Origin of the sequence: Pseudarthrobacter sp. NPDC092439 (assembly GCF_044754945.1) — a bacterium.
GTDB lineage: Bacteria > Actinomycetota > Actinomycetes > Actinomycetales > Micrococcaceae > Arthrobacter.
This window is the reverse complement of the sequence record NZ_JBIVQB010000005.1, coordinates 37213-62822: the sequence shown is the minus strand read 5'-3', so window position 1 is coordinate 62822 and position 25610 is coordinate 37213. Positions and strand designations below refer to the sequence as shown.

The following is a 25610-nucleotide window of genomic DNA, read 5'->3' as shown; positions in this document are numbered from 1 at the left end:
TCTTTCGGCACTTCACACGCTTCACATCCGTACCAACACCCGCACAATGAAGGGAACACCATGAGGAACATGACCAGGATCGGCGGCGTGGCGGCAGTAGCTGCTGCCCTGGCGCTGACGGCATGCGGCGGCGGCTCCACCGGCCCCGATGCAGGCAAGGGGCAGGAGGCAGGCAGCGACCTGTCCAAGCTCATCAGCGTTAACGAAAAGCCCGCAGCCGACCTGGAACCTGGCGGGAAGGTCACCCTGCCGCTGGGCAGCATCGGCCCAAACTTCAACGGTTTCTCGAACGACGGCAACAGCTCGGACAATTCCGCACTGCAGATTCCGATGAACCCGGTTGCCATCAACAGCGGCGGCATCGGCGGCTGCTGGAAGGTGAACTTCGAGGGCAAGGCCTCGCCCAACCCCGATTTCTGCGAGTCCGTGGACAGCAAGGTGGAGGACGGCAAGCAGACCATCACCATCAAGGTCAATGAGAAGGCCACGTACAACGACGGCACGCCCATCGACGTCAAGGCCTTCCAGAACACCTGGAACATCCTGAAGAGCCCGGACGCCGGGTACGACATTGTCAGCCCGGGCGCCTATGAGTTCGTTGAGTCCGTGGAGGCCGGCGCGAATGACAAGGAAGTCATCGTCAAGACATCCCGTCCGGTGTACCCCCTGGAGTCGCTCTTCTTCGGCCTGATCCACCCGGCAGTGAATTCCCCGGAGGTCTTCAACGAGGGATTCGTCGGCGAGATGCACCCCGAATGGATGGCCGGCCCCTTCAAGCTGGACCAGTACGACTCCGCTGCCCTGACGGTGACCCTGGTCCCCAACGAGAAATGGTGGGGCAACAAGCCGGTCCTGGAAAGCGTCGTGTTCCGCCAGCTGGAAACGAGTGCGCAGGTGGCGGCCTTCAAGAACGGTGAGATCGACGCCGTCTCCGCGAACACCATCGCCCTGTACAAGCAGCTCGAAGGCAGCAAGGACGCCGAAGTCCGCCGTGGCCAGCGACTGTTCGCCGGCGGCCTGAACCTGAATGCCCAGAAGATTACCGACGTGGCGGTCCGCAAGGCCATCTTCAGCGCCGTGGACCGCGAGGCCCTCCGCAAGGTGCGCTTCAACGGCCTGAACTGGGAAGAGCCCAGCTCCGGCTCCATGATGCTCCTGCCCTTCTCCGACTACTACCAGGACAATTACCCCGTGACGGAGACTGGTCCGGAGGCAGCCAAGAAGGTCCTCACCGAGGCCGGCTACACCGAAAACGCCGACGGCATCATGGAGAAGGACGGCAAACCCGTGTCCTTCAGGATCAGCAACTTCGGTGACGACCCCACCACCCTCGCCTTCACCCAGACGCTGCAGAAGCAGCTCCAGGCCGGCGGCATGGAGGTGGGCATCGACCAGCGCGCCTCCGCCGACTTTGGCAAGGTCATTGGCGGCCGGGACTTCGACCTCAGCGTCTCCGGATACACGGTGGGCGCCGACGCCACGGACTCGGTCAAGCAGTACTACGACTCCAAGACCAACGTAAACGGCCTGGGCGACGCGGAACTGGACAAGAAGATCGCCGACCTCGCCTCCATCGAGGATGGCGCGGAACGCAACAAGGCAGCAATGGACGTCGAGAAGGAGCACATGGCGAAGTACTTCTCCATGGGCCCGGTCATGAACGGCCCGCAGATCTCCTTCGTCCGCACCGGCCTGGCCAACTACGGCCCGTCACTGTTCCAGAGCCTGTCCCAGGTTCCGGACTGGACCACCATCGGCTGGGAAAAGAAGTAACACCCCACGCGACGCTCTCTCACTTAGTGTGGGTGTTTCACCAACGCTCTCTCACTTCCGGAACGCACATCCACCGGAAGTGAGAGAGCGTTTGGTTTTGATGCGCATTAAGTGAGAGAGGGTGCGGGGGTAGCGTTGGCGGGATGAGCCGAACTGAAGCCTCCCCGCCAACCATCCGCACCGCCGTCGTGGGTTATGGGCTCTCCGGGCGCGTTTTCCACGCTCCCTTCATCGCAGCCGACCCGCGGTACTCCTTGGAGGTCATTGCAACGTCCGACGCCGGCAGGCAGGCAGCCGCCCTGGCGCGCCATCCGGGGGCCAGGACCGTGCCCGACGCCGCCGCGGTTTTCGGGCTCGCCGCCGGACTGGACCTGGTGGTCCTGGGTACCCCGCCGGCCACGCACTACCCGTTGGCGAAGGCGGCCCTCGAAGCCGGGCTGGACGTGGTGGTGGACAAGCCATTTGCCGTGACCAGCGGCGAGGGCCGGGAACTGGTCAGGCTGGCAAAGGATCTGGGCAGGGTGCTCACCGTTTTCCACAACCGACGGTGGGACGGCGATTTCCTGACGGTACGGAAGCTTCTGGCCGCGGACGTGCTGGGCACGGTCACGAGGTTTGAGTCGCGGTTTGAGCGGTGGCAGCCGGTGGTGTCCAAGCCGTGGAAGGCCGCGGCCACGCCGGAGCAAGGCGGCGGTGTGCTGTTCGATCTGGGCAGCCACCTGATTGACCAGGCGCTGCAGCTGTTCGGTCCGGCCCGCGTGGTCCACGCCGAGCTGGACGCCCGCCGCCCGGACGCCCGCGCTGAGGACGACGCGTTCCTGGTGCTGCGCCACGGTTCAGGAGTGTCGAGCCACCTCACCATGAACCTCATGTGCGCCCAGCAGGGGCACCGGTTCCGGGTGCTGGGATCCGAAGGGGGCTACACCAAGAAGGGGGTGGACCCGCAGGAACCGTACATCGAGGCGGGGGGAAGCCCGCTCGATCCGGACTTCGGCCTGGAGGCGCCGGAATGGGCAGGGCTGCTGGGCCGTGACGGCCACCTTGATGCCCTGCCCACCGAACGCGGCGCATACTCCGAGTTTTACCGGATCCTGGCGGACAGGATCCTGGCCGGCCCCACCCCGGCGGCGCCCCTCCCGGTTAACCCGGAAGACGCCGTCGGGGTCCTCGAGATCATCGAGGAGGCCAGGGCACTGGCCTAGGTCAGGCGGAAACCAGCTCGTGCCAGTCGGCGACGAGGGGCAGGTTATGCGCCTCGGAGACCGAGTGGTGCGCCACGTGGCCGGCGGCGATGTTGAGTCCGGCGGCCAGGGCGGGGTCGCGGTCGAAGGCGGCCTTGACGCCCAGGTTGGCCAGGGAGACCGCGTAGCGCAGGGTGACGTTGGTCAGTGCGTACGTGGACGTGTTCGGCACGGCGCCGGGCATGTTCGCCACGCAGTAGAAGATGGTGTTGTGCACCTTGTACGTGGGCTCCTGGTGCGTGGTGGGACGGGTGTCCTCGAAGCAGCCGCCCTGGTCCACGGCGATGTCCACCAGCACCGAACCCGGCTTCATGCGGGCCACGAGGTCGTTGGTGACCAGCTTGGGGGCCTTGGCGCCGGGGATCAGCACCGAGCCGATGACCAGGTCGGCGTCCACCACGGACTTCTCGATCTCGTACTTGTTCGAGGCCACGGTCTTCAGCCGGCCCTGGTACTGGGCGTCGAGTTCGCGGAGGCGGTTGATGTTGATGTCCAGGATGGTGACGTCGGCGCCGAGGCCAAGGGCCATGGCTGCGGCGTTGGTGCCGGCCACGCCCGCACCGAGGACAACAACCTTCGCGGGACGGACGCCGGGGACGCCGCCCAGCAGGACGCCCTTGCCGCCGGCGGGGGCCATCAGGGAGGTGGCGCCAACCTGGACGGACAGGCGGCCGGCAACCTCGGACATCGGGGCCAGCAGCGGCAGGGCGCGGCCGTCCTGGACGGTTTCGTAGGCGATGGCGGTGACGCCGGAGTTGATCAGTTCCTGCGTCAGCTCGGGTTCAGCGGCGAGGTGCAGGTAGGTGAAGAGGATCAGGCCCTTGCGGAAGCGGTGGTATTCGGCCTTGACCGGCTCCTTGACCTTCATGACCATGTCCGCGCGGCCCCAGACGTCGTCCGCTTCGTTGACGATCTCGGCGCCGGCGATCGCGTACTCCTCGTCGGTGATGCCGGAGCCCAGGCCCGCGCCGCGCTCCACCAGGACGGTGTGGCCGTGGGTGCGGAACTCGTGGACGCCGGCGGCGGTGATGGCCACCCGGAATTCGTTGTTCTTGATTTCTTTGGGGACACCGATGATCATTTTGGGCTCCAGTTCTCGGCCGGTTTGCCGGAAAAAGGTGGAAGGGGATTCGTTAATCCACGATAGGACCGGTTGTGAGCCACCCGACACGGGCCCGCCGGCCCCGGCATAGGTCGTCCGCGGAAATTCGCGGATTTTTCCCCCGCCGGCGCGACATTTGTTCAGTCGGAGAGCGTCAGGTGTCGCCTCATGTCCGTTCGTCGGGGAGCCCTTCCAGGCAGTACTCTTGGCCCATGCAGCAGGATGTGGAGCAGCTCGTTGAGCAGGTGGCGCAGAAGCTGGGCCGGGGCCTTTCGCTTGAGGACCTGGACGGGCTGCTGCTGGCCTACAGTTCCAACCAGTCCCACGCCGACCGTGTCCGGGTCAATTTCCTGCTGAGCAAAAAGGTGCCGGCGGACGTGAGTGCGTGGCAGCTGTCGCATGGCATCGCCACGGCGGTGCGGCCCGTGGTGGTGCCCGGAAACCCGGACCTGGGCATGCTGGGCCGGGTGTGCGTGCCCCTCCTCGTACGGGGTTTCCGCGTGGGGTACCTCTGGGTGCAGCAGGACTCGGCGGAGGAAAGCCCGACGGCGATCCTCACCCAGTTGCCCGGCGTCAGCCATGAGCTGGAGACGCTGTCCGGGCTGCTTTTGGATTCCAACACCGCCGAATCCGAGTTCCGCCGAAGCCGCGAACGGGAATTTCTGGCCGCATGCGCCGGTGAACCGAATGCCGTGGCGGCGGTGGCCGGGTGGAAGGAAGTGCAGGGCCGCGGGCCTTGGCAGGTGGTGACCGTGCTGGACTCTGACGGCTGGTCCGGCGGCCCGGACCCCATCGCGTCCACCCTGATCCACCGGTCGGCAGCGCTGCAGGCCACCATCGGCGTCGACTCCGCCCTCTTCAGCGCCGGCACGGAGACCCACTCGGTGGTGCTGTTCCGCGAAACGTCCGGACGGGCCAGCCACGCGCAGGTCCTGGTCCATTACCAGCTGGAGCTTGCCAAGCGCTCCGGCCGTCCGGTGCACCGGATCATCCTGGGCATCAGCGAAGGGTTTGCCCGCCCCCGTGAACTGGCTGAAGCGTACCGGCAGTCAAAGCAGGCCGCGCAGGCAGCCGCCGTGGACCCTCAGCTGGGCGAACTGGTGGACTGCCGGGCCACCGGCGTTTACCAGCTACTGGCGTCCGCCGGGGGAGGGGCCGGCGCGTGGGCGGATACCGGCTCCGTCTACTTCCGGATGCTGGAGGACCACGACCGCAACGCGGAACTCATTCCCGTCCTGGAACTGCTCTATGACAATGACGGCTCAGTGCAGGACGTGGCCGCTAAACTCCACCTGCACCGCAGCAGCATCTACAACCGGCTGGGCCGCATTCGGCAGCTCCTGGGCGTGGACCCGCTCAAGGGGATGCCCCGGCTGGAACTCCACGCCGCGCTCAAGATGCGACGCTGGGCGGCGAGGCCGCGCATCTGAGGAGCTCCGCCGGCGTCGTACTCTAATGCCGGCTCCTACCTTAGTAAGGCAGGCGCCCCCGGACTCAGGTGCGCCGCGCGGTGGCGGTGACAAAGTGCCGGATGGCCGACGCCACGGCGTCCGGGCGGAGGTGCTGCGCTACGTGGCCCGCGCCGGGAATCTCCACGAAGCGGCCCTGGGGAACTGCCTCGGCCAGGTGGCGGGACCAGCCGGACCCGGCCACGTGGTCGCGTTCGCCGCGGAGCACCAGGACGGGAGCGGCCACGGCGCGGAGCCGCTCCTCGGTGCGGTAGGCCATCATTACGGGCAGCTCGGTGAAGTACCAGCGGGGGCCGCAACGGAGGTAATCGGTGAACACGGCCCAGTTGGAGGACGGGGTCTCAGCCAGCAGCGCGTCCAGGAACAGCGCCAGCGACTGACGCCGGACGTTCCGGTAGCGTGAATCCACCACCGGCCCCATCAGTACCAGCTGTTCCGCCCGTTCGGGCGCTGCGAGGGCCGCCTCAATGGCGAACTGCGCGCCCATCGAGTGGCCCACCAGGATGTAGGAAGTGATACCGCATGCAGCGAGTGCCTCGGCGATGAACGCGCCGTAATCAACAACGGACAGCTGCCGTTCCGGTTTGGGGGTGCCGGCGAACCCGGGCAGGTCCAGGGAGTATGTAGGGGCCGACGCCGAGAGCACCACGTGCAGGCGCGCCAGGTACCGGTGGGACACGCCGATGCCGTGGATCAGCACGTACGCAGCTTGTCCCTCGCCTGAACCTGTCGCCGCCACGGCGGCGGCCGCCGGTTCACCGCCCCGCGGCGCAGGCGTCCCGCCGGACCAGAGGATCCGGCCCGTAAGCCCGCGGGCATGGAGGGCCTGCGACTGCAGCTTCACGCCTGGTCCCCGGTCCCGTCGGCCTTTCTCTTCTGCCCCTCCAGCCAAGCCATGATGGCGGCCTGCCGGATGCGCCGGTGCGTGCCGCGGTACTCCACCGGGATCTCGCCCCGGTCCGTCATGTTGCGCAGGTACGTGTGCGAGATGCCGGCCAGTTCCGCGGCCTGCGACGTGGTCAGCATTTCCTCCACGCTGCTGACGGTCACGGTTTCGCCGCGGCCCAGCCGCGCCAGGAGGTCCACGACGGCGTCCCTCGCCTGCCCTGGCAGGCGGTGGACGGTGCCGTCAACGAAAACCGTGATGTCCTGCCCGCCCTCCAGCGCGCGGGCGAGGCTGTGCGCGTCCTCAGTGGGCAGGCCGGCCGTGACCCGGGGAGCTATCAATGCCATGGCAGAAGCCTAGCTGTCGATACACACAGCGCGGGAAGTTACAGGCCAAGCTCCGCAAGGACCGGCAGCTTCTCCCGCACCCAGGCCCGGGCCTCTGTGGCGCTCGGGGCTGAGAGGGCCAGCTTGGCCAGCTCCTGGGCCTCGGCCAGTGTCACGGTCTTGAGTACGGCCGCCACGGCGGCAAGGGAACGCGCAGTCATGGACAGGGTGGTCACGCCCAGACCGGTTAGGACGACGGCGAGGGCGGGGTCCGCGGCAGCCTCACCGCAGACACCGACGGGTTTGTTGCTGCCTTCGGCCCGCGAACCTTCCACGGTCAGGCCCACCAGCCGCAGGACGGCGGGCTGCCAGGGAGTGTTCAGGTTGGCGAGCGGGCCGAGCTGGCGGTCCGCGGCCATGGCGTACTGGGTGAGGTCGTTGGTGCCCAGGCTGGCGAACTCCACCTCGCGCAGGATGGACTCGGCCGTCAGGGCGGCGGAGGGAACCTCCACCATCACGCCAGGGGTCCTGATGCCGGCGTCCGCGCACATGGACGCGAAGCGGGCGGCCTCCTCCGCGGTGGAGATCATCGGGGCCATGACCCACACATCCGCCCGGGACTGGCCAGCAGCCAGAGCGATGGCCTCCAGCTGGCGGTCCAGGACGCCGGGGGTGGTGAAGTCGGTGCGGTAACCGCGCACGCCGAGGGCCGGGTTGGGTTCCGTGGAGTCCGTGAGGAAGGGCAGCGGCTTGTCGGCGCCGGCGTCCAGGGTGCGCAGGACCACCTTCTTGCCCGGGAAGGCGTCGAAGACGCTTTTGTAGGCTGCGGCCTGCTCTTCCACGGAAGGCTCGGTATCCCGTTCCAGGAAGCAGAACTCGGTACGGAACAAGCCCACGCCCTGGGCGCCCAACTTGGCGGCAGCCTCTGCGTCCTTGCCACCGCCCACGTTGGCCAGCAACGGCACCTCATGCCCGTCCGCCGTCACGCCGGTGCCGGTGAACTCGGCCAGCAGTGATGCCGTGGCCGCCCAGGCCTCAGCGGCTTCGCGGAGCTCCGCGTCCGGTTCCGCGATGACGGTGCCGGCGGCGCCGTCCACGTACACGTCGGTGCCGTCCGGCAGTTCGTCAACGCCGACGGCGGCGACCACCGCGGGCAGTCCCAGCGAGCGGGCGATGATGGCGGTGTGCGACTGCGGCCCGCCGCCGGAGGTCACCAGTGCCAGGACCTTGTTCGGGTCCAGGGTCGCGGTGTCCGCCGGGGCGAGGTCGTCGGCCACCAGGACAAAGGGGGTCTCCGAGGCCGGGATACCGGGCGCTGCAACGCCGCGCAGTTCCGCGACGATCCGGGCGCGGACGTCCAGGACATCGGTGGCGCGCTCTGCCATGTAGCCGCCCAGGTTGAGCAGCATCTCCGAGACGGAGGAGCCGGATTCCCAGATGGCCCGTTCTGCCGAGGTCCCGCGGGCAACCAGCTTGGCTGCGCCCTTGAGGAGCATGGTGTCCTTGGCCATCAGCGCGGTAGCCTCGAGGACCGCCTTGCCGTCACCGCTGGCATGCGCCGCGCGGGCCTTCAGCTCGTCATGGACGGCGGTGGCGGCGGCTTTCAGTGCTGCCGTGGCTTCCTCAGGAGTGGTGCCTTCTGCCAGCTGCTGGCCTGCGGGCGGTTCGCTGATGGGCTTGGGCATCTGCCGGACGGTGCCGATGATGCGGCCGGGGCTGACGCCAACTCCTGGGAAGTTCTGCACTGAAGGTCCTTAGGTCTACGGAAATGTGCCGGAAAAAAATTGTATGTGATTCAGTTCATATAGCGGTGCTATAGGTGCTAGGGTAGCGGTTATGAGTTTGGATGGCCAGCTTCCCCCCAAAATGCGACTGCTGCGCGCTGCGGCGGAATTGTTGGCCAAATCCGCGGGGGCGCCAGTCTCCACCCGCCAGATCACCCAGCTGGCGGGCGTCACCGCCCCCACGCTGTACCACCACTTCGGTGACAAGGAAGGCCTCTTCGACGCCGTTGTAGCGGCGGGCTTCGAGGAGTATGTCGCCGGAGAGCGGGATTTCGCACCTTCCGGCAATCCCCTCGAGGACATCCGGAGAATGTGGGACAACCATGTCCGGTTCGGCCTCAACCAGCCGGAGCTGTACCTGGTGATGTTCGGCAACATCCGCCCGGAAAGCCGTCCTGCCATCGTGGCTGATGCAGAGGCGCTCATGGAGGAAATGCTGAACAAGGCAGCGGTGGCGGGCCAGCTGAACGTCCAGCCACGCGAGGCTGCCAGGTCCATCCTGGCGGCCAACGTGGGCGTGACGCTGATGCTGATTGCGGAGCCGGCCGCAGAACGGAACCTTGAACTGTCCACCATGACCCGTGACGCCATGATTTTCGCGGTGTCCGCAGAGCCGGCCGCCGGCGCGGCCCCCGGCGGCACCGGAAAGTCCTCGGTGGTGGTGGCAGCGATCGCCCTGAACGCCGCACTTCAGGCCTCGCACTCTGACCAGCTCTCCAGCTCGGAACTCAAACTGTTCCTCGAATGGCTTCACCGGATCAGCGCCAGCTCGTAAACATCGGACCATCCTGCGCAGCTGCAGGAATAACGGTTAGGAATTCACATGGCAACAGAGACAGTTGCAAAGCCACGCACCAGCGCGCGCGTGCACGTCCAGAAGTTCGGCACCTTCCTCTCCGGGATGATCATGCCCAACATCGGCGCGTTTATCGCCTGGGGCATCATCACGGCCCTGTTCATCGAGAAGGGCTGGCTGCCGGTGCCGGAACTGGGCGGCTTCGGCACCAACGCCGACGGCGATCCCAACACCGGCCTGGTGGGCCCCATGATCACCTACCTGCTGCCTCTCCTGATCGCCTACACGGGCGGACGTATGGTCTACGACGTCCGTGGCGGCGTAGTGGGCGCCATCGGCACCATGGGCGTGATCGTGGGCGCCGGCATCCCGATGTTCATCGGCGCCATGATCATGGGCCCGCTGGGCGGCTGGACCATGAAGAAGCTCGACGCGCTCTGGGACGGCAGGATCCGCCCGGGCTTTGAGATGCTGGTGAACAACTTCTCCGCCGGCATCTGGGGCGCGCTCCTGGCCATGCTGGGCTTCTACGGCATTTCGCCGCTGGTCAAGGCATTCAGCGAGGGTGCCGGAAATGTTGTCCAGTTCCTGGTGGACAACGGCCTGCTGCCGCTGACCAGCATCTTCATCGAGCCCGCGAAGGTACTCTTCCTGAACAACGCCATCAACCACGGCGTGCTCACCCCGCTGGGTGTCCAGCAGTCCCTGGAACAGGGCAAGTCCATCCTGTTCCTGCTTGAAGCCAATCCCGGACCCGGCCTGGGCATCCTGCTGGCCTACATGTTCTTTGGCCGCGGCGTGGCCAAGGCTTCTGCCCCCGGCGCGGCCATCATCCACTTCCTGGGCGGCATCCACGAGATCTACTTCCCCTACGTGCTGATGCGCCCCCTGCTGATCCTGGCGGCCATCGCCGGCGGCATGACGGGTGTTGCCACGCTTGCCATCACCGGTTCCGGCCTGGTTGCCCCGGCAGCGCCGGGTTCCATCATCGCGGTGCTCGCCCAGACTTCGCGCGACAGCTACGTGGGCGTCATCCTCTCGGTGCTGCTGGCCGCCACGGTGTCTTTCCTGGTGGCGTCGGTGATCCTCAAGACGACCAAGCACAGCGACGAGGTGGACCTCCACGACGCTACCGCGAAGATGGAGCAGATGAAGGGCAAGAAGAGCTCGGTTGCCTCCACCCTGACCGGTGCCGGCGCGGGTGGCGTGGCTGTCGTGGCCGGACCGGTGCGCAACATCGTATTCGCGTGCGACGCCGGCATGGGCTCCAGCGCCATGGGCGCCTCCGTGCTGCGGAACAAGATCAAAGCGGCCGGCTTCCCGGACGTGAAGGTTACCAACGCCTCCATCGCCAACCTCAGCGACACCTACGACGTTGTGGTCACCCACCAGGACCTCACCGAACGGGCCAGGCACTCCACCGGGAGCGCCCTGCACTACTCCGTGGACAACTTCATGAACAGCCCCCGCTATGACGAGATCGTGGAGCTGGTCCGGGAGAAGAACGCCACGGGCGACGACCGTGCTGCCGCCCCCCACGGCGCGCACGCCGCCGACGCTCCGGTGGATGCAACTCCCGCAAGTGCAGCCCCCGAGGTGCTGGCCCGCGAAAGCGTGATCCTGGAAGGTTCCGCCACCACGCGGGACGCCGCGATCGACGAGGCCGGGCAGCTGCTGCTGGCCCGGGGCGCCGTGGATGAGGGCTACCTGGCCGCGATGCACGAGCGCGAGGAATCCGTGTCCACGTACATGGGCAGCTACCTGGCTATCCCGCACGGCACCAACGCCGCGAAGGACCACATCCGTTCGTCCGCCGTCTCCGTGGTGCGCTACCCGCAGGGCATCGACTGGAACGGCAAGGAGGTCAAGTTCGTGGTGGGCGTGGCCGGTGTGAACAACGAGCACCTGCACATCCTGTCCTCCATCGCCAAGGTGTTCACGGACAAGGAGCAGGTGGCCCGGCTTGAGGCCGCCACCACCGTGGACGAAGTCCTGTCGCTCTTCGGAAAGGTCAACTCATAGTGAAGGCTGTTCATTTCGGCGCAGGGAACATCGGCCGCGGCTTCGTAGGCCTGCTGCTGCACGACGCCGGCTACGAGGTGGTTTTCGCGGACGTCGCAGAGGGGCTGATCAACCAACTGGCGGCCGCGGACAGCTACAGCGTGCACGAGGTGGGGGAGAACCCGGCCGTGCGGACGGTGGAGAACTTCCGCGCGCTGAATTCCACCACGCAGGAGGCGGAGCTCGTCGCGGAAATCGCGACGGCGGATATCGTCACCACTGCGGTGGGCCCGCACATCCTGAAGTTCGTGGCGCCCGCCATTGCACGGGGCATCGTTGCGCGGGAGCCCGGCCTGGCACCGCTGCAGGTGATGGCGTGCGAGAACGCTATCAACGCCACGGACATCCTGGCCAAGGAGGTGGGCGCCCAGCCGGGCGCCGCCGCGGGTTCCCTGGACGGCAAGGTGGTGTTCGCCAACACCGCCGTGGACCGGATCGTGCCCAACCAGGAGCCCGGCCAGGGCCTGGACGTCACCGTGGAGACTTTCTACGAGTGGGTCATCGACCGCACCGCGTTCGGCGATGCCGCTCCGGTGATTCCCGGTGCCACCTTCGTGGACGAGCTCTCCCCGTACATCGAGCGGAAGCTGTTCACCGTTAACACGGGGCACGCCTCGGCCGCGTATCTCGGGTTCGAGGCCGGGCTGGAGAAGATCTCCGACGCGATGGCGGACCAGGACGTGGCCGAGGACGTCCGGGCGGTTCTGGAGGAGACCAAGCAGCTTCTGGTGGCCAAGCACGGGTTCAGCAACGGCGAGCAGGAGGCGTATGTCCAGAAGATCCTGGTCCGCTTCGCCAACCCCTACCTGCCGGACACCGTCACCCGCGTGGGCCGCGCGCCGCTGCGGAAGCTGAGCCGGCACGAACGGTTCATTGGGCCGGCGGCCGACCTTGCCGAGCGCGGCGTGGTGCCGGAGGCGCTGCTGGGGGCCATCGCCGCCGCGCTGCGCTTCACCGATCCCGCGGATTCCGAGGCCACCGACTTGGCGGCCATTCTCGCCGCCGAAAGCGCGGCAGGGGCCACGGCCCGCATCACCGGACTGGAGCCGGAGCACCCGCTGTTCAACGCCGTCGCCACCCTGGTGGAGGAGCGTCAGGCGGAGCTGGCAGCCGCCTCCGCCTGACTCCAAGGTGGGACGCTCTCTCACTTAATGCGGCTTTTTCGGCATCGCTCGTGCAGATCATGTCGCTTTTGACGCAACCCTCCTGCAATCACGACGCCGGCACTCACCCGAGTGCCGGCGTCGTGCGCTTTCTCACGTGGCGAAGCCGCAGTTTCCGCCCTGACGTCGTTGCCGGTTAGTGAGAGAGCGCCGGCAATGATGGCGCATTAAGTGAGAGAGCGTTCGGAGAGGGGACGGGCGCGGTCCTTGATGTACCGCCCAGGGACACCTAAACCCGGGCCGAGCCCTTCGCCACGAACAGCGTCTCCGCCTGTTCCAGGGACATCCCGTTGGTCTCGGGCACCTTGAACATGACGAAGAAGAAGGACGCCGCGGCGAACAATGCATACATGGCGTACGTCAGCGGCAGTGATCCCGCGGCCATCACCGGGAAGCTGAGCGTGATGGCAAAGTTCGCTACCCACTGCGCTGCTGCGGCCAGGCCGAGCGCGCGGGCACGGATCCGGGACGGGAAGATCTCGCCCAGCAGAACCCACACCAGCGGGCCCCAGGAGGCGCCGAAACTGACCACGAACACGTTCGCCGCAACCAGTGCCACGGGGCCCCACGCGCCGGGCAGCGAAATCCCGGACCCGGAACCGGTGGCCGACGAGAAGGCCAGCGCCATGGCGCCCAGGGACACTGCCATGCCCACGGAACCGGCCAGCAGGATGGGGCGGCGCCCGATCCGGTCCACCAGGGCGATAGCCACGAGGGTCACCAGGATATTGGTCACGGACGTTGCCACGGAGATGGCAAGCGAATCCTTTTCCTGGAAACCCACCGCCTTCCACAGCGTGGTGGAGTAGTAGAAGATCACGTTGATGCCCACGAACTGCTGGAGCACGGAGAGCGTGATGCCCACCCAAACCACGGCCTGCAGGCCAAACGTCTTGCCGCGCAGGGAGCCCTTCTGGCCGGCGAGCTTGTCGTCTTCGATGGCGTCGCGGATTTCGCGGATGTGCCGGTCCACGTCCCCGGCCGGTGCGATGGAGCCGAACACCTCCCGGGCCTGGTCTTCCTTGCCCTGGAACACCAGGAAGCGCGGGGATTCCGGCAGCGTGTAGGCCACCCAGCCGTACACCACGGCGGGAAGCGCGGCGGCCAGGAACATCCAGCGCCAGGCCTCGATGCCCAGCCAGAGCGGCTCGTCGGCGCCGCCCGCGCCGGTGGCCAGCAGCGCGTCGGACAGCAGTGCGGCGAAGATACCGGTAGTGATGGCCAGCTGCTGCAGCGATGCCAGCCGGCCGCGGACCTGCCGTGGCGAGATCTCGGAAATGTAGGCCGGCGCAATCACGGAAGCCAGTCCGATACCCAGGCCGCCCACCAGGCGCCAGAAGATCAGGTCCCACACGCTGAACGCGAAGCCAGTGCCCAGCGCGCTGACCAGGAACAGCAGCGCACCGATCTTCATGGCAGGGATCCGGCCGTAGCGGTCCGCCACCTTACCGGCCAGGTATGCACCGGCGGCGCAGCCCAGGAGTGCGATGGCCACGGCGAAGCCTGTGACGGCCTCGGACAGCGCAAATTCGTCCTTCATCGCATCCACGGCGCCGTTTACCACGGAGGAATCGAAGCCGAACAGGAATCCGCCCACCGCCCCCGCGAGTGCCAGCCAGATCACCCGCCTCGGAATGTGCACGTTTGTCGGCTCCTGGGCAGTGGGCATGGTTCTCCCTGGGTCTGGGGGTTGATGGATGCGGTGCGGACGTCGTCGGCTGCGGTACCGGCCCAACCGGCCGGCGCACTCGCGCTGTACAGTGTGGCATGTCACCGCCCGCGGTTCCACTCGGGCGGCCAGGGACGCGGCAGCCGGATGCGTACGACGGCGGGAGGCGCCGCCGTCGTACGCCTTCTCTCCCAGGCTGCTCCCTATCCGTCACTCCCGGCACGCTTTTGGCTCGCCTCAACGTGGGAAACCGCGGATTGTAGGGAAAATACAACGGGAGGCAGCCCAAAAGGGTGCCTCCCGTGACGCCCGGCGGATGCGCTAGTGGGCGGGGACCTGCATGGAGTCCTCGCCCTCCGGGGCAGCGTTCTGGTCCGTCAGCTTCTTGTTGGGCAGTGCCAGGCTGATGAGGAAGGCCACTGCAGTGAGCGCCGAAGCGGTCAGCATGACCACGTCGATCGAGTGCGCGAACCCTTCGGTGATGGGCCGCGTCAGCGTGCTGTTGGCGGTGTGCAGCCAGCTGGTGTCGTTGAGGGACTCGTTGGACGCCCCGTTCCGGAAGAACTCGTACAGCTTGGCGTTGGCCGGGTCCGCCGCGACTGCCGGGTCCTGCAGGACGGCCAGGTAGGCGGGGTCCGCCATCGCGGTCTTCATGCTGTCCGCGATGCGGTTCGCGGCGAGGCTGAACAGCATGGAAATGAACACCGCCGTGCCCACCGCGCCGCCCATGGAGCGGAAGAACGCGGCGGAGGATGTGCCCACGCCCATGTCCCGCGGCGGGACGGAGGTCTGCATGGCCAGGGTGAGTGGCTGCATGCAGAAGCCCAGGCCCATGCCGAAGAAAACGGCAATGAGGCCGGGAACCCAGAGCCCGGTGTCCACGCCCAGCGAGAAGCCCATGACCAGGGCGGCCGCGGTAAGGAGGGCGGTGCCCATGATGGGGAAGATCCGGAAGGTGCCGGACGCGGAAATGGTGCGGCCGGCAGTGATGGAGCCCGCCAGGATGCCCACGGTAAAGGTGATCATCATCAGGCCGGCTTCCGTGGGGGTCAGGCCCTTCACCAGCTGCAGGTACAGCGGCAGCATCGCGATGGCTCCGAACATCCCGATGCCGATGATGAAGTTCAGCAGCGAGGACAGCCCGAAGGTGTTGTTCCGGAAGAGCCGCAGCGGGATCAGCGCGTAGTCGCCCGCACGCTTCTCGGCCAGCAGGAACCAGACAATGCCGGCAACTCCCAGCCCGTAGCAGAGGAAGGAGTTCAGGGAGGTCCAGCCCCAGCTGCGGCCCTGCTCCGCCACCAGCAGCAGCGGCACGATGGCCAGGGTGATGGCCGCCGCGCCCCAGTAGTCGATCTTCTGCTTCACGTGCTTCGCCGGCAGGTGAAGGAAGAGGAAGACCACTGCCAGCGCGGCCAGGCCGATGGGCAGGTTGATGAAGAACACCCAGCGCCAGCCGTCGAACCCCAGGATGGTGGCGGAACCGGCGAACGCGCCGCCCACCACGGGGCCGAGCACGGAGGAGATGCCGAAGACGGACATGAAGTAGCCCTGGTACTTGGCCCGGTCCTTGAGCGAAACGATGTCCCCGATGATGGTCAGCGCCAGGGCCAGCAGGCCGCCGGCACCGAGGCCCTGGACGCCGCGGGCCAAGGCCAGTTCGGTCATGGAGTTGACCGAGCCGGCGTACAGCGAGCCCACCAGGAAGATGCCGATCGCCGTGAGGTAGAGCGGGCGGCGGCCGAAGATGTCGCTCAGCTTTCCGTACAGCGGGGTGCTCACGGTGGAGGTGATCAGGTAAGCCGTGGTGGCCCAGGCCTGCAGCGAGAGGCCGTCCAGGTCATTGGCGATGGTGTAGATGGAAGTGGACACGATGGTCTGGTCCAGCGAGGCCAGGAACATGCCCAGCATCAGGCCCACCATCACGGTGACGATTTGGCGCTGGGTCAGCGTTTCGCCGGCGCCGGGCGCGGCAGAGCGTGTGGACATGGGTGCTCCAGGGAAAGAAGGGGAATCGAGCGTTGATAGTTGCTCTCAGTAACTATCTTAGGCCCGGTTTTCTTCCCGGTGTCGGCAGATTCTTCCTGCTGGCCCTTTAGCGCTCCACCAGGATGCCGTCCGGATCGCACCAGATCATGGCCCCGGCCCGGATGGTCACACCGTCGATCACCACGTCCACATCCACCTCGCCGGCGCCGTCCTTGGCACTCTTGCGCGGGTTGCTGCCCAGGGCCTTCACGCCCAGATCCAGCGCCGCGATTGCCTGGCGGTCCCGGATGGCGCCATTGATGACGACGCCGGCCCATCCGTTGGCCACGGCGCTCTCCGCGATCATGTCCCCCATCAGTGCCGTGCCCAGCGAGCCGCCGCCGTCCACCACAAGCACCGCACCGTTTCCCGGGGTGGCGAGCGTGGCCTTGACCAGCGCGTTGTCCTGGAAGCAGCGGATGGTCCGCGCCTTGCCGCTGAAGTGGCTCCGCCCGCCAAGGGACTGGAACTGCAGCGACACCGAGGCCAGTTGCCCGCCCCGTTCGTCGTAGAGGTCTGCTGTGTTGATGGGCTGGCTCATGCGTCTCCTTAGTGCGGGTCCCTGCGGTGGCCGGTTTACGGCCCACGATAGTCTGACTCCTAACATCACCGCCGCACCAGGGGAAGCACGCCATGAGTCTGCCCGATACTCCCGCTCCGGCGGATCCTGCGGCCGCGGCGCTCGCCGAGCCCACCCGGAGGGTCACGGCCCGCTGGGTCGCAGGCCTGGTGCTGGTCAACGTGGGCATCAACGCCGCGTTCTTCGGCCCCATCAACGTCTTCATCGGCCAACAGGCCATCAGCATTGACGCCCCCAGCAAAGAAGCGATCCTGTCGCTGGTCACTGCGTGCGGCGCTGCGGTGTCCCTGGTGGCCAACCCGCTTTTCGGTGCGTTTTCGGACCGCACCACATCCCGTTTCGGCCGGCGTTCCCCCTGGGTGCTGGCCGGCGCCGTCCTGGCAGCGGCCGCGCTGCTGGCGATGTCCGGCGCCGCGGCAGTGGCCCTGATGGTGCTCTTCTGGTGCCTGGTCCAGCTGGGCGCCAATGCGGCCTACGCCGCCATCACCGCTGCCGTTCCCGACCGCGTTCCGGTTCCCCAGCGCGGCGGAGTGGGCGGCCTGGCCGCCATGGGGCAGACGCTGGGCATCCTGACGGGGGCAGTGTTCGGTGCCGTGGTCTCCGGAAACTTTATGGTGGGGTACTGGCTCTGCGCGGCGGCGCTGCTGCTGTCCGTGCTGCCGTACCTGTTCCACCGGAACGACCCGGTCCTGCCCGCGGGCGCCCTGCAACCGTTCCGGCCGGCGGATTTCCTCCGGGGGTTCTATGTCAGCCCGCGGCGCTACCCGGACTTCGGCTGGGCCTGGCTCACCCGGTTCCTGGTCAACGTGGGCAACCAGATGACCATCGTCTACCTGCTGTTCTTCCTGCGGGACATCATCAAACATGACGATCCGGCCACCGGAGTCCTTATCCTCACCGGCATCTACGCGCTGATGGTCATGGTGACGGCGGTGCTCGCCGGACCCTGGAGCGATCGGGCGGGACGGCGGAAGCCCTTCGTCATCGGCTCATCGGTAACCATCGCCATGGCGGGCGCCATCATGGCGTTCTTTCCCGTCTGGCCGGGTGCGCTGGCCGGCGCCGCGGTGTTGGGCATCGGGTTTGGTGCTTACCTCGCTGTGGACTTTGCCCTGCTGACCCAGGTGCTGCCGCAGGCTGCCCACCGCGGCAAGGATATGGGGGTGATCAACGTGGCCAACTCCCTGCCGCAGGTAGTGGCGCCGGGTCTGGCTTTCCTCTCGGTCCAGTTCCTGGGCGGCTACGCCACGCTGTTCCTGGCGGCGGCCGTCATCGGCCTGCTGGGGGCCGTCTTCGTGGTGAAAATCAAGGGCGTGGCCTGATCTTTTTTGCCGCTTCAAAAGGACCTGGAACAGCTGGAAGCTAAGGCGCCTGACTAATTACGCAACGGATCCGTGCCGTATAGTTAATCCGGATTGCAGGCGGTCCGTTATGGCGAAGGTCCCGACTGCTGCAAACGTCGAAACCAACCCCGGAACACGATGCCTGAGACTTTTCCAGATCATCCGCCCATGGCCGCCCGACCCTCCGCTCCGAGGCAGCGGCTGCGCTACTCCCGCATTCTGGAGGTGGCAGGCAGTTTCGCCCGTAAGGGGCTGTGCGACGTGGAGCTTACCGACGTGGCGGCCCAGGCCGACGTTCCGCTGGGCACCATGTACCGCTACTTTCCCACGCGGACGCACCTGATGCTGGCCCTGTACCGCCATCAGCTTGAGGAGCTGGCGGCCGGGAGCCGGGTACTCACGCCGCGTTTCAGGGGCCGCGGGCTCACGGGGCTGGTGATGGAGATCTTCCACATGCGGGTCATGCAGCCGGCCGTCGAACAGTGCCTCAGCCGCGGCGTCTACCTGCCGCACCATGATGCCACGGCCCTGCTGCGCGAGATCGACGAGCTCAGTGAGCGTGCGGTTGCGGAAGCCTGTGGCGACCGGACCTCGGCACGCATTCTGCTCCTGGCGGTCACTGGTCTGGTCCAGTCCGTCCGAAACCGCCGGTTGTCCCTCTTTGAGGCCGAAGAGGACCTCAAGAAGGCGTGTTCGCACCTCTCATCGGAAGACCGCGTGGGCTACACACTCCATCAAAGCGCGTAACCGGTCTAGACCAAGCAGGCAATAAATCCGCCATAATCGCATGACCTAAGTCACATCCGGGCGCGATAAAACGGTTTGGCTTGGGGTTAAGCGTGTCAAGAGGGAAGCCCTCCGTTTTTCGCTTGCCTACGATTGCTGAAAGCGAAGCCACAGGGCGCATCCCCGCAGCTTCCACGGACCCGCCACCCCTGGGTTTCCTGACGCAACTTTTCCTCGCCGGCGCCCGTGCGCCGCAGCCGCCACGTGCCGTCTGTAGACGGCCAGCACCAGGAGACAACGACGTGTCCATTGACGCCATCAGCACCACCGACAATTCCGCAGCCACCGCGTTGACCGAGGCAGAGATCTTCGAAGCCCACCAGGGCGGCAAGCTCTCAGTCAGCAGCACCGTTCCGCTGTCCAACAAACGCGACCTTTCCATCGCCTACACGCCGGGTGTAGCCGAGGTCAGCCGGGCCATCCACGCCACACCCGAACTCGCCCGCACCCTGACCTGGGCCGAGCGCCTCGTCGTCGTGGTCAGCGACGGCACGGCCGTCCTGGGCCTGGGCAACATCGGCGCCAGCGCGTCCCTTCCCGTCATGGAGGGCAAGTCCGCCCTCTTCAAGACCTTCGGCGATCTCGACTCCATTCCGCTGGTCCTCAACACCACGGATGTGGACGAGATCGTGGAAACCCTCGTCCGCCTGCGCCCCAGCTTCGGAGCCGTGAACCTGGAGGACATCTCCGCCCCGCGCTGCTTCGAGCTCGAAGAAAAGCTCATCGAGGCCCTCGACTGCCCGGTCATGCACGATGACCAGCACGGCACCGCCGTCGTTGCCCTGGCTGCCCTCACCAACGCCGCCAAGGTGACCGGCCGCGGGCTGGAAGGCCTCAGGATCGTTGTTTCGGGCGCCGGCGCCGCGGGCGTCGCCGTAGCCGAAATCCTCCTGGCTGCCGGCATCCCGGATGTGGTGCTGCTGGACTCCCGCGGTGTCATCAACAGCGGACGCCCAGATCTTGCCGCCGATGCAGGCAGCAAGAAGGCGGACATCGCCGGACGGAGCAACCCCCGCGGCATCAGCGGCGGACCGGCCGAGGCACTGGCCGGGGCTGACGTCTTCATTGGTGTCTCGTCCTCGAAGCTGGCCGAGGAGCACCTGCAGCTCATGAACCAGGACGCCATCGTGTTCGCGCTGTCCAACCCGGACCCCGAAGTCCTCCCCGAGGTCGCCGCCAAGTACGCGGCGGTGGTGGCCACGGGCCGCAGCGACTTCCCCAACCAGATCAACAACGTCCTGGCCTTCCCCGGAATCTTCCGTGGCGCGCTGGATGCCGGCGCCCGGCGCATCACCCCGGCCATGAAGCTCGCCGCGGCGAACGCCATCGCGGAACTCGCGGCGGAGGACCTCTCGGCTGACTACATCGTCCCCAGCCCGCTGGACCCGCGCGTCGCTCCCGCCGTCACCGCGGCGGTTGCAGCAGCCGCTGCCGAATAAGCACTCCAGGGGGATGAGTACGACGGCGGCGCCTCCTCACGCAAGGAGGCGCCGCCGTCGTGCGTCAGCACCGGAAAGTGCCACCCGCCGCCGGCCCTAGACTGAAGCCCATGAACTCCGAGACCGTGGTGACTATCCTGTGCGGCCTGGCGATCCTGGTGGGGGTGGCGGGTACCGTCATTCCGGTCCTGCCCGGCAGCATCCTGATCGGGGCTGCCCTCCTCACGTGGGCCATCTGGGGCGGTGCGGGCACCGTCGGGTGGGTGGTGTTAGCCGTCGGCATGCTGTTCGTTGCCGCGGGGATGGCCGCCAGTGCCGTGCTGACCGGCCGGAAGCTGAAGCAGCACGCGATTCCCGGGCACAGCATCGTCGTGGGCATCGTGGCAGGTGTTGTGGGCATGTTCATCATTCCCGTGGCCGGCCTGTTCATCGGTTTCGCGGCCGGGCTGCTGCTCAGTGAAGTGGCCAGGACGCGGAACCTTGGCACGGCGGCCACGTCCAGCTGGGCGGCGCTCAAGGCGACCGGCCTGGGCATGCTTGCCGAGTTTGGACTGGCCTGCCTCGCCGCGAGCACGTGGGTGGCGGGCGTATGGGTGGCGGCGCTGAACGGCTGACCCGTGGCCGCAGTCGGGGGCGCCGCTACGATAGGAAGATGACCGCCGGCGAGACTGCACCGATTTTTTGGGACAGCCGGGACCTGACCCCGTTCGGCCCGCTGCAGGTGCGCACGCCGGTCCACGACCTAGCCGGCGGAGTGGGTGAATTCATGACGGGCGTGCTCGGCACCCGCCACCCGGCGCTGCTGGCGGTTGACGGCCCGGTCCCGCGCCCCCGGCTCCTTCTCCCCAGGCCCGCCAAGGCAGTCCACCAGGCCATCTTCACCAGCCGAGAACCGGGCGCGCTGATCGCGCTGGCACGCGCCAACCCCGGCTGGGCAGGCCTCTGCTACCTGATGGCCGGGCTGCTCGACTACCAGCACGGCGGCTACCTGCGCGCATCGGAGCTGCTCCAGCGCGGGCTGGCCACCAGGAACGACGACGACGCCAACCGCTACTCCTCCACCTACCTCACGCGCGTGGTCACCCGGGTCGAGGTCGCCGAACGCCTGGCCGTCCCCGTCCTCTTCAGCGAGGAATCAGTCTTCCTGGCGCTGGCGCATTCGTTCCGCGAGACCGGCCGGACGGAAGCGGCGCTGGAGGCACTGACCGGGCTGCCGCCGTCGCTCCCCACCGCGCTGGCCCGCTGCACCCTTGCCCTTTCGCTGGGCCGGAGCCGCACCGTGATTGACTGGACCGACGGGCTTTTGAACGCGGACGATCTCTCCGCCGCGCTCCTGCTGGTGCGCGGACGTGCACTGCGCCGGGAAGGCCGGTTCGAGGCTGCACAGCAGGCCATCGCCGAAGTATTGCGGCGCCGCAAGACCCACTATGTGCTCCGGAATGACGCGCTGACCGACCGTGCGCTGCTGGTCCTGGACTCCTCCCGACGCTCGCTCCATCCGCGGGACTGGCGCAGGAAGCATCCGGATCCCGTGCCGCAGAAGGAGATCGAGGCTCCGGTGCCCATCCGCAAGGACCAGGAACTGCGCCGGATGTGGGAACAGGACTGGCGCCGGCTCAGCGATGACTAGGCGCGGGCAAGGATCTGTTCGCCCAGCAGCGCCAGGCCAAGGATCACCATAATCACCCCGCTGGCGAGGGTGACGGCGCGCGCGGCCCCGGGCCGGCTCTGCAGCAGCGTCCGGGACAGCAGTGCCACCGCCGTATAGATGAACGCGACCAGCAGTACGAACGTCAGCCCCAGCAGGCCCGACTGCACCGGAACCGGCAGCGCTGCCTCCGCACTGACGAACTGCGGCACCAGGGCCACGAAAAACAACAGACCCTTCGGGTTGATGCCGCTGGTGCCGACGCCCTGCAGGAAGGCTTTCAGTTGGGTCCCGCCGGAACGCCCGGTGCGGGAACGTTCGTCGCCGGCTCCCGCACTGAAGGTGGCCCCGCGCCACGAGCGAAGGGTGCTGACGCCCAGCCACAGCAGGTACACGGCGCCGGCCATGGTGAGCCAGCCGAGCACGCCGGGCATGCCGGCCAGCAGCGCGGCGAGGCCCGCCACCAGCAGGACGGTATGCAGGACGTAGCCACTGCACAGGCCGGCGACGGCCGGGACGAAGCTGCGCTGCCGGAGGCCCGCGCTGATGGTGAACGCCCAGTCCACTCCCGGAGTGCAGGCCAAGGCAACCGCCACCGCGATAAAGGCCAGGAACAGCTCGGGGTTCATGGGATTCTCCTGTCGGGATGTCGTATTGCACAAACCTTAGGAAGTTTCGGGGCGAAAGTGCTGTCCCTTTTTTGCCGCCCTTCCGAGCAGGGCAGTAGCATTATTGCGTGATTGACCATGTAGACAGGAATATTTTGCGCCACCTCCGCGAGGACGGCCGGATGACTGCCACGGCCCTGGCCGCGCAGGTGGGTTTAACGGTGGCGCCGTGCCACCGCCGGCTGCGCGATCTGGAGCAGTCCGGAGTGATCCGGGGCTACAAGGCGGACATCGACCCGGCCGCCGTCGGCCTCGGGTTTGAAGCGATTGTCTTTGTCACGCTGCGCCAGGTGGACCGGCCCACGATGGAAATTTTCGAGGGCCGCGTCGCGGGCCATCCCAACATCGTGGAGGCGCAGCGGCTGTTCGGCTCGCCAGACTACCTGCTGAAGGTCATCGCCGAGGATCTTCCCGCCTACCAGCGGTTCTACGACTCTGAACTCACGTCCCTCCCCGGCGTGGAACGGCTCACCTCCACGCTGGTGATGAAGACCGTGAAATCCAACTCCGGACCCCCGGTGTAACAGCGCCTACGCCTGCAGCAGGCCGGTGGTGCGGTACGGGATGACCTCGCGGAGGAACATGCTGGTGGAGGTCCGCACGATGCCCGGGCACAGCCGGATCTCCTCGGACACCCGGTAGAGGTCGTCCGGGCTGGTGGCCACCACCCGGATCAGCAGGTCGGTGTCGCCGGCGGGGGCGTGGCACTCCAGTACCTCCGGGATGTTCCGCAGCGCCGCGATGGCCTCGTTGAGGTGGCTCTGGTCCAGTTCTGCGCTCACGGAGGCGGCAACACCCCGGCCCAGCGCAGCGGGCAGCACCCGGCTGCTGTGCGGGCGCAGGGCGCCGGACGCGGTCATCCGCTCCAGCCGGGACTGCACCGTGCCGCGGGCCAGTCCCAGGCGCTGGGCCAGCACCATGATCGGTACGCGCGGGTCATCGTCCAGTGCGTTGAGGATACGACGGTCGGTAGCGTCGAGTTGCTGCAATCTGATCACTTTCCTGCCGAACGGTCGCTGTAGTATTGGTCAAATTGACCAATCGGGTGGGGGCTCGTTGCACCAACTGTAGGCTTGCTGCTGAAATGTTGGCAACAGGGCAACGGCTACCGCCGGAGCCCGCGGGCTAACAGGCTTTCCGGTACACCACCCGGCAGCTGGATCCGCTTCCCGCAAGGAGGCTGCCGCTGATGACTCTTGTTCACGCATCGTCATTCCGCACCACGATGGCAAGAGCCCCTGAGCCACCGATCGCCGGACGCACCGGCTTTATCGGTAGCTGAGGGGCTCTTGCCTTGCTGCGGCTTAGGGTGGATCCATGATCCCAGCCGGCCGCTTCGCCCCCAGCCCGTCCGGTGAACTGCACGTAGGGAACCTGCGCACCGCCATCCTCGCCTGGCTTTTTGCCCGTTCCACCGGCCGCCGGTTCCTGCTCCGCGTGGAGGACCTGGACCGCACCCGCTCCGGGGCGGAAGCGCTGCAGCTGCGGGATCTTGCCGCGATCGGGCTTACGTGGGACGGCGAGCCGGTACGCCAGACCGCCCGCGGTTCCCTCTACGACGACGCGATCGGGCGGCTCCGCGCCGCCGGTCTCACCTACGAGTGCTTCTGTACCCGCCGGGAAATCCAGGAAGCCCCTTCGGCGCCGCACGCGCCACAGGGCGCCTATCCGGGAACCTGCCGGAACCTCGATCCGGCGGAACTGGAGTTCAAGCGGTCCATCCGGCCTGCTGCGGTCCGACTCAGGGCGGAGGTCCAGGAGTACACCGTCCGGGATGTTCTGCGCGGGGCATATACCGGGGCGGTGGACGACTTCGTGCTGCGCCGCAATGACGGTGTGACGGCCTACAACCTGGCCGTCGTCGTGGACGACGCTGCCCAAGGCATCGACCAGGTGGTTCGAGGGGACGATCTGCTCTCCTCTACTCCGCGCCAGGCTTACTTGGCAGCGCTTCTTGATATTCCGGTTCCGGAGTATGCGCATGTGCCCCTGGTGGTAAATCACGACGGCGCCCGGCTGGCCAAGCGCGACGGTGCCGTCACGCTGGGCGACCTGGCCGCAGCCGGCGTGCCGGTAGAGGCAGTGCGTGACCGGCTTTTAGAGTCGCTGGGCCTCCCCGGCGGAAGACTGGAACGGGCGCTTGCGGGGTTCCGGCCCGAGGCCCTCCCGCGGGAACCATGGGTCTGGCCCGGATCCTGACCTCCCGGCCGGCGCGTAGGGTGGAGCCATGTCCGCACCAGAATCCGAAGAATCAAGCGCCCCGCAGTACCGGTTCACCGTGGAGACCGCCAAGGTCCTGGCCGAGGTGGCCCACAACCGGCAGAAGGACAAACTGAAGCGCCCTTACCGTGAGCACGTCCTTGCCGTCGGGGACGCCCTCGAGGACTTCGACGACGAGATCCGGATTGCCGGCTATCTCCATGACATCGCCGAGGACACGCCGATGACGCGGCAGGCACTGTTGGAGATGGGCGTGCCCGAGCGTTCCGTGGACATCATTGAGCGGGTAACCAACCGGCTGCACAGCAACCCGGACGACTACCAGGCGGGGATCTCCGAGATCGCGCGGGACCACGACGCAGCCCTGGTCAAGATTGCGGACAATGCGCATAACTCACTTCCGGAGCGGGTCCAGGCGCTGGCGGCGAAGTGGCCGGACAAGCCGCCTGTGACCAAGTACCGGGATGCCCGGCCGGTGCTCTACGCCGCCGTGGACGTGGAAGAGGTCCGGAAGATCCTGGCCCGGGCCAACCCGTGGCTGCTGGAGCAGTTCGATGCCCAGCTGGATGAGGCGGACGACACGGATTACGGGAACCTCCGTTACGACGGCGGAAGCGGAGCCTAGCGGCCC

At 67.1% G+C, this 25610-nt stretch carries 23 protein-coding genes; 14 read left to right on the top strand and 9 right to left on the bottom strand.

The window, feature by feature from the left end:
* The first annotated feature begins 60 nt into the window (after positions 1-60).
* The gene (locus ACIQCM_RS11900) at positions 61-1773 is read left to right on the top strand and encodes an ABC transporter family substrate-binding protein (RefSeq protein ID WP_400607325.1); all 1713 of its coding nucleotides are present in this window, start codon (positions 61-63) and stop codon (positions 1771-1773) included.
* A gap of 143 nt (positions 1774-1916) precedes the next feature.
* Positions 1917-2975, top strand: coding sequence for a Gfo/Idh/MocA family oxidoreductase (locus ACIQCM_RS11895; RefSeq protein WP_400607326.1), 1059 nt, complete (start codon positions 1917-1919; stop codon positions 2973-2975).
* 1 nt (position 2976) lies between these two features.
* On the opposite strand, the gene ald is transcribed toward ACIQCM_RS11895, so the two are convergent.
* The gene (ald, locus tag ACIQCM_RS11890) at positions 2977-4095 is read right to left on the bottom strand and encodes an alanine dehydrogenase (RefSeq protein WP_377216251.1); all 1119 of its coding nucleotides are present in this window, start codon (positions 4093-4095) and stop codon (positions 2977-2979) included.
* A 233-nt stretch (positions 4096-4328) separates the two neighbouring features.
* Between ald and ACIQCM_RS11885 the strand changes: the two genes are divergently transcribed.
* Positions 4329-5546: a PucR family transcriptional regulator gene (locus tag ACIQCM_RS11885; RefSeq protein WP_400607328.1), complete on the top strand. Its 1218-nt coding sequence runs from the start codon at positions 4329-4331 to the stop codon at positions 5544-5546.
* 64 nt (positions 5547-5610) lie between these two features.
* Here the strand turns inward: ACIQCM_RS11885 and ACIQCM_RS11880 are convergent, their stop codons facing one another.
* From ACIQCM_RS11880 to ptsP, 3 genes are read right to left on the bottom strand one after another with little or no spacing between them, the layout of a single operon-like run.
* A complete protein-coding gene (locus ACIQCM_RS11880) occupies positions 5611-6429 on the bottom strand; it encodes an alpha/beta fold hydrolase (protein ID WP_400607331.1) in 819 nt (272 codons plus the stop codon).
* A complete protein-coding gene (locus ACIQCM_RS11875; protein WP_400607332.1) occupies positions 6426-6818 on the bottom strand; it encodes a helix-turn-helix domain-containing protein in 393 nt (130 codons plus the stop codon). Before ACIQCM_RS11875 ends, ACIQCM_RS11880 begins: the two co-directional genes overlap by 4 nt.
* 38 nt (positions 6819-6856) lie before the next feature.
* A complete protein-coding gene (gene ptsP / locus ACIQCM_RS11870; protein ID WP_400607334.1) occupies positions 6857-8542 on the bottom strand; it encodes a phosphoenolpyruvate--protein phosphotransferase in 1686 nt (561 codons plus the stop codon).
* A 91-nt stretch (positions 8543-8633) separates the two neighbouring features.
* On the opposite strand from ptsP, the gene ACIQCM_RS11865 reads away from it, so the two are divergent.
* The 3 genes from ACIQCM_RS11865 to ACIQCM_RS11855 are packed head-to-tail and all read left to right on the top strand — an operon-like array spanning position 8634 to position 12562.
* Entirely contained in the window at positions 8634-9356 is a 723-nt protein-coding gene (locus ACIQCM_RS11865; protein ID WP_400607336.1) for a TetR/AcrR family transcriptional regulator, read from the top strand.
* 48 nt (positions 9357-9404) lie between these two features.
* Positions 9405-11399, top strand: coding sequence for a PTS mannitol transporter subunit IICBA (locus ACIQCM_RS11860; RefSeq protein ID WP_400607338.1), 1995 nt, complete (start codon positions 9405-9407; stop codon positions 11397-11399).
* Positions 11399-12562, top strand: a complete 1164-nt coding sequence (locus tag ACIQCM_RS11855; protein WP_400607339.1) for a mannitol-1-phosphate 5-dehydrogenase — start codon at positions 11399-11401, stop codon at positions 12560-12562. The genes ACIQCM_RS11860 and ACIQCM_RS11855 overlap by 1 nt, the downstream gene beginning before the upstream one ends.
* A gap of 268 nt (positions 12563-12830) precedes the next feature.
* Here ACIQCM_RS11855 and ACIQCM_RS11850 read toward each other — a convergent pair whose 3' ends face one another.
* From ACIQCM_RS11850 to rraA, 3 genes are all read right to left on the bottom strand, one after another.
* Positions 12831-14270, bottom strand: coding sequence for a sugar porter family MFS transporter (locus ACIQCM_RS11850; protein WP_400607341.1), 1440 nt, complete (start codon positions 14268-14270; stop codon positions 12831-12833).
* Positions 14271-14591: 321 nt separating this feature from the next.
* Positions 14592-16256 (bottom strand): MDR family MFS transporter, encoded by a 1665-nt coding sequence (locus ACIQCM_RS11845; protein ID WP_400607343.1) that lies wholly within the window; start codon positions 16254-16256, stop codon positions 14592-14594.
* 106 nt (positions 16257-16362) lie between these two features.
* Positions 16363-16836, bottom strand: coding sequence for a ribonuclease E activity regulator RraA (gene rraA / locus ACIQCM_RS11840; protein ID WP_400607345.1), 474 nt, complete (start codon positions 16834-16836; stop codon positions 16363-16365).
* Between the two features lie 92 nt (positions 16837-16928).
* Here rraA and ACIQCM_RS11835 point away from each other — a divergent pair, with 92 nt between their 5' ends.
* The 5 genes from ACIQCM_RS11835 (at position 16929) to ACIQCM_RS11815 (ending at position 22073) form a co-directional block, all read left to right on the top strand.
* On the top strand, positions 16929-18197 hold the full coding sequence (locus ACIQCM_RS11835; protein ID WP_400607347.1) for an MFS transporter: 1269 nt from the start codon (positions 16929-16931) through the stop codon (positions 18195-18197).
* A gap of 159 nt (positions 18198-18356) precedes the next feature.
* Positions 18357-18965, top strand: a complete 609-nt coding sequence (locus tag ACIQCM_RS11830; RefSeq protein ID WP_400607349.1) for a TetR/AcrR family transcriptional regulator — start codon at positions 18357-18359, stop codon at positions 18963-18965.
* Between the two features lie 281 nt (positions 18966-19246).
* A complete protein-coding gene (locus ACIQCM_RS11825; protein ID WP_400607351.1) occupies positions 19247-20443 on the top strand; it encodes an NADP-dependent malic enzyme in 1197 nt (398 codons plus the stop codon).
* 110 nt (positions 20444-20553) lie between these two features.
* Positions 20554-21057 (top strand): DUF456 domain-containing protein, encoded by a 504-nt coding sequence (locus tag ACIQCM_RS11820; protein WP_400607353.1) that lies wholly within the window; start codon positions 20554-20556, stop codon positions 21055-21057.
* Positions 21058-21095: 38 nt separating this feature from the next.
* On the top strand, positions 21096-22073 hold the full coding sequence (locus ACIQCM_RS11815; RefSeq protein WP_400607354.1) for a tetratricopeptide repeat protein: 978 nt from the start codon (positions 21096-21098) through the stop codon (positions 22071-22073).
* Here ACIQCM_RS11815 and ACIQCM_RS11810 read toward each other — a convergent pair.
* Positions 22070-22720: a LysE family translocator gene (locus ACIQCM_RS11810; RefSeq protein WP_400607356.1), complete on the bottom strand. Its 651-nt coding sequence runs from the start codon at positions 22718-22720 to the stop codon at positions 22070-22072. The two genes, ACIQCM_RS11815 and ACIQCM_RS11810, sit on opposite strands and share 4 nt — an antisense overlap.
* A gap of 107 nt (positions 22721-22827) precedes the next feature.
* On the opposite strand from ACIQCM_RS11810, the gene ACIQCM_RS11805 reads away from it, so the two are divergent.
* Positions 22828-23283: an Lrp/AsnC family transcriptional regulator gene (locus tag ACIQCM_RS11805; protein WP_400607358.1), complete on the top strand. Its 456-nt coding sequence runs from the start codon at positions 22828-22830 to the stop codon at positions 23281-23283.
* A 6-nt stretch (positions 23284-23289) separates the two neighbouring features.
* Here the strand turns inward: ACIQCM_RS11805 and ACIQCM_RS11800 are convergent, their stop codons facing one another.
* On the bottom strand, positions 23290-23748 hold the full coding sequence (locus ACIQCM_RS11800; protein WP_400607360.1) for an Lrp/AsnC family transcriptional regulator: 459 nt from the start codon (positions 23746-23748) through the stop codon (positions 23290-23292).
* A gap of 328 nt (positions 23749-24076) precedes the next feature.
* Between ACIQCM_RS11800 and gluQRS the strand changes: the two genes are divergently transcribed.
* Both gluQRS and ACIQCM_RS11790 read left to right on the top strand, forming a co-directional pair.
* Positions 24077-24958 carry a tRNA glutamyl-Q(34) synthetase GluQRS gene (gluQRS, locus tag ACIQCM_RS11795; protein ID WP_400607363.1) on the top strand — a complete coding sequence of 294 codons (882 nt, stop codon included), beginning with the start codon at positions 24077-24079 and terminating at the stop codon, positions 24956-24958.
* Between the two features lie 28 nt (positions 24959-24986).
* The gene (locus ACIQCM_RS11790; RefSeq protein ID WP_400607365.1) at positions 24987-25604 is read left to right on the top strand and encodes an HD domain-containing protein; all 618 of its coding nucleotides are present in this window, start codon (positions 24987-24989) and stop codon (positions 25602-25604) included.
* Positions 25605-25610 lie beyond the last annotated feature (6 nt).

Bases quoted from the DNA above. Each gene is read 5' to 3' on its own strand.
- ACIQCM_RS11850 (WP_400607341.1), bottom strand. From the start codon at position 14,270: ATGCCCACTGCCCAGGAGCCGACAAACGTGCACATTCCGAGGCGGGTG.
- ACIQCM_RS11845 (WP_400607343.1), bottom strand. From the start codon at position 16,256: ATGTCCACACGCTCTGCCGCGCCCGGCGCCGGCGAAACGCTGACCCAG.
- ACIQCM_RS11895 (WP_400607326.1), top strand. From the start codon at position 1,917: ATGAGCCGAACTGAAGCCTCCCCGCCAACCATCCGCACCGCCGTCGTG.
- ACIQCM_RS11830 (WP_400607349.1), top strand. From the start codon at position 18,357: ATGCCTGAGACTTTTCCAGATCATCCGCCCATGGCCGCCCGACCCTCC.
- rraA (WP_400607345.1), bottom strand. From the start codon at position 16,836: ATGAGCCAGCCCATCAACACAGCAGACCTCTACGACGAACGGGGCGGG.
- ACIQCM_RS11810 (WP_400607356.1), bottom strand. From the start codon at position 22,720: ATGAACCCCGAGCTGTTCCTGGCCTTTATCGCGGTGGCGGTTGCCTTG.
- ald (WP_377216251.1), bottom strand. From the start codon at position 4,095: ATGATCATCGGTGTCCCCAAAGAAATCAAGAACAACGAATTCCGGGTG.
- ACIQCM_RS11885 (WP_400607328.1), top strand. From the start codon at position 4,329: ATGCAGCAGGATGTGGAGCAGCTCGTTGAGCAGGTGGCGCAGAAGCTG.
- ACIQCM_RS11875 (WP_400607332.1), bottom strand. From the start codon at position 6,818: ATGGCATTGATAGCTCCCCGGGTCACGGCCGGCCTGCCCACTGAGGAC.
- ACIQCM_RS11835 (WP_400607347.1), top strand. From the start codon at position 16,929: ATGAGTCTGCCCGATACTCCCGCTCCGGCGGATCCTGCGGCCGCGGCG.
- ACIQCM_RS11900 (WP_400607325.1), top strand. From the start codon at position 61: ATGAGGAACATGACCAGGATCGGCGGCGTGGCGGCAGTAGCTGCTGCC.
- gluQRS (WP_400607363.1), top strand. From the start codon at position 24,077: ATGATCCCAGCCGGCCGCTTCGCCCCCAGCCCGTCCGGTGAACTGCAC.
- ACIQCM_RS11865 (WP_400607336.1), top strand. From the start codon at position 8,634: ATGAGTTTGGATGGCCAGCTTCCCCCCAAAATGCGACTGCTGCGCGCT.
- ACIQCM_RS11815 (WP_400607354.1), top strand. From the start codon at position 21,096: ATGACCGCCGGCGAGACTGCACCGATTTTTTGGGACAGCCGGGACCTG.
- ACIQCM_RS11860 (WP_400607338.1), top strand. From the start codon at position 9,405: ATGGCAACAGAGACAGTTGCAAAGCCACGCACCAGCGCGCGCGTGCAC.
- ACIQCM_RS11790 (WP_400607365.1), top strand. From the start codon at position 24,987: ATGTCCGCACCAGAATCCGAAGAATCAAGCGCCCCGCAGTACCGGTTC.
- ACIQCM_RS11820 (WP_400607353.1), top strand. From the start codon at position 20,554: ATGAACTCCGAGACCGTGGTGACTATCCTGTGCGGCCTGGCGATCCTG.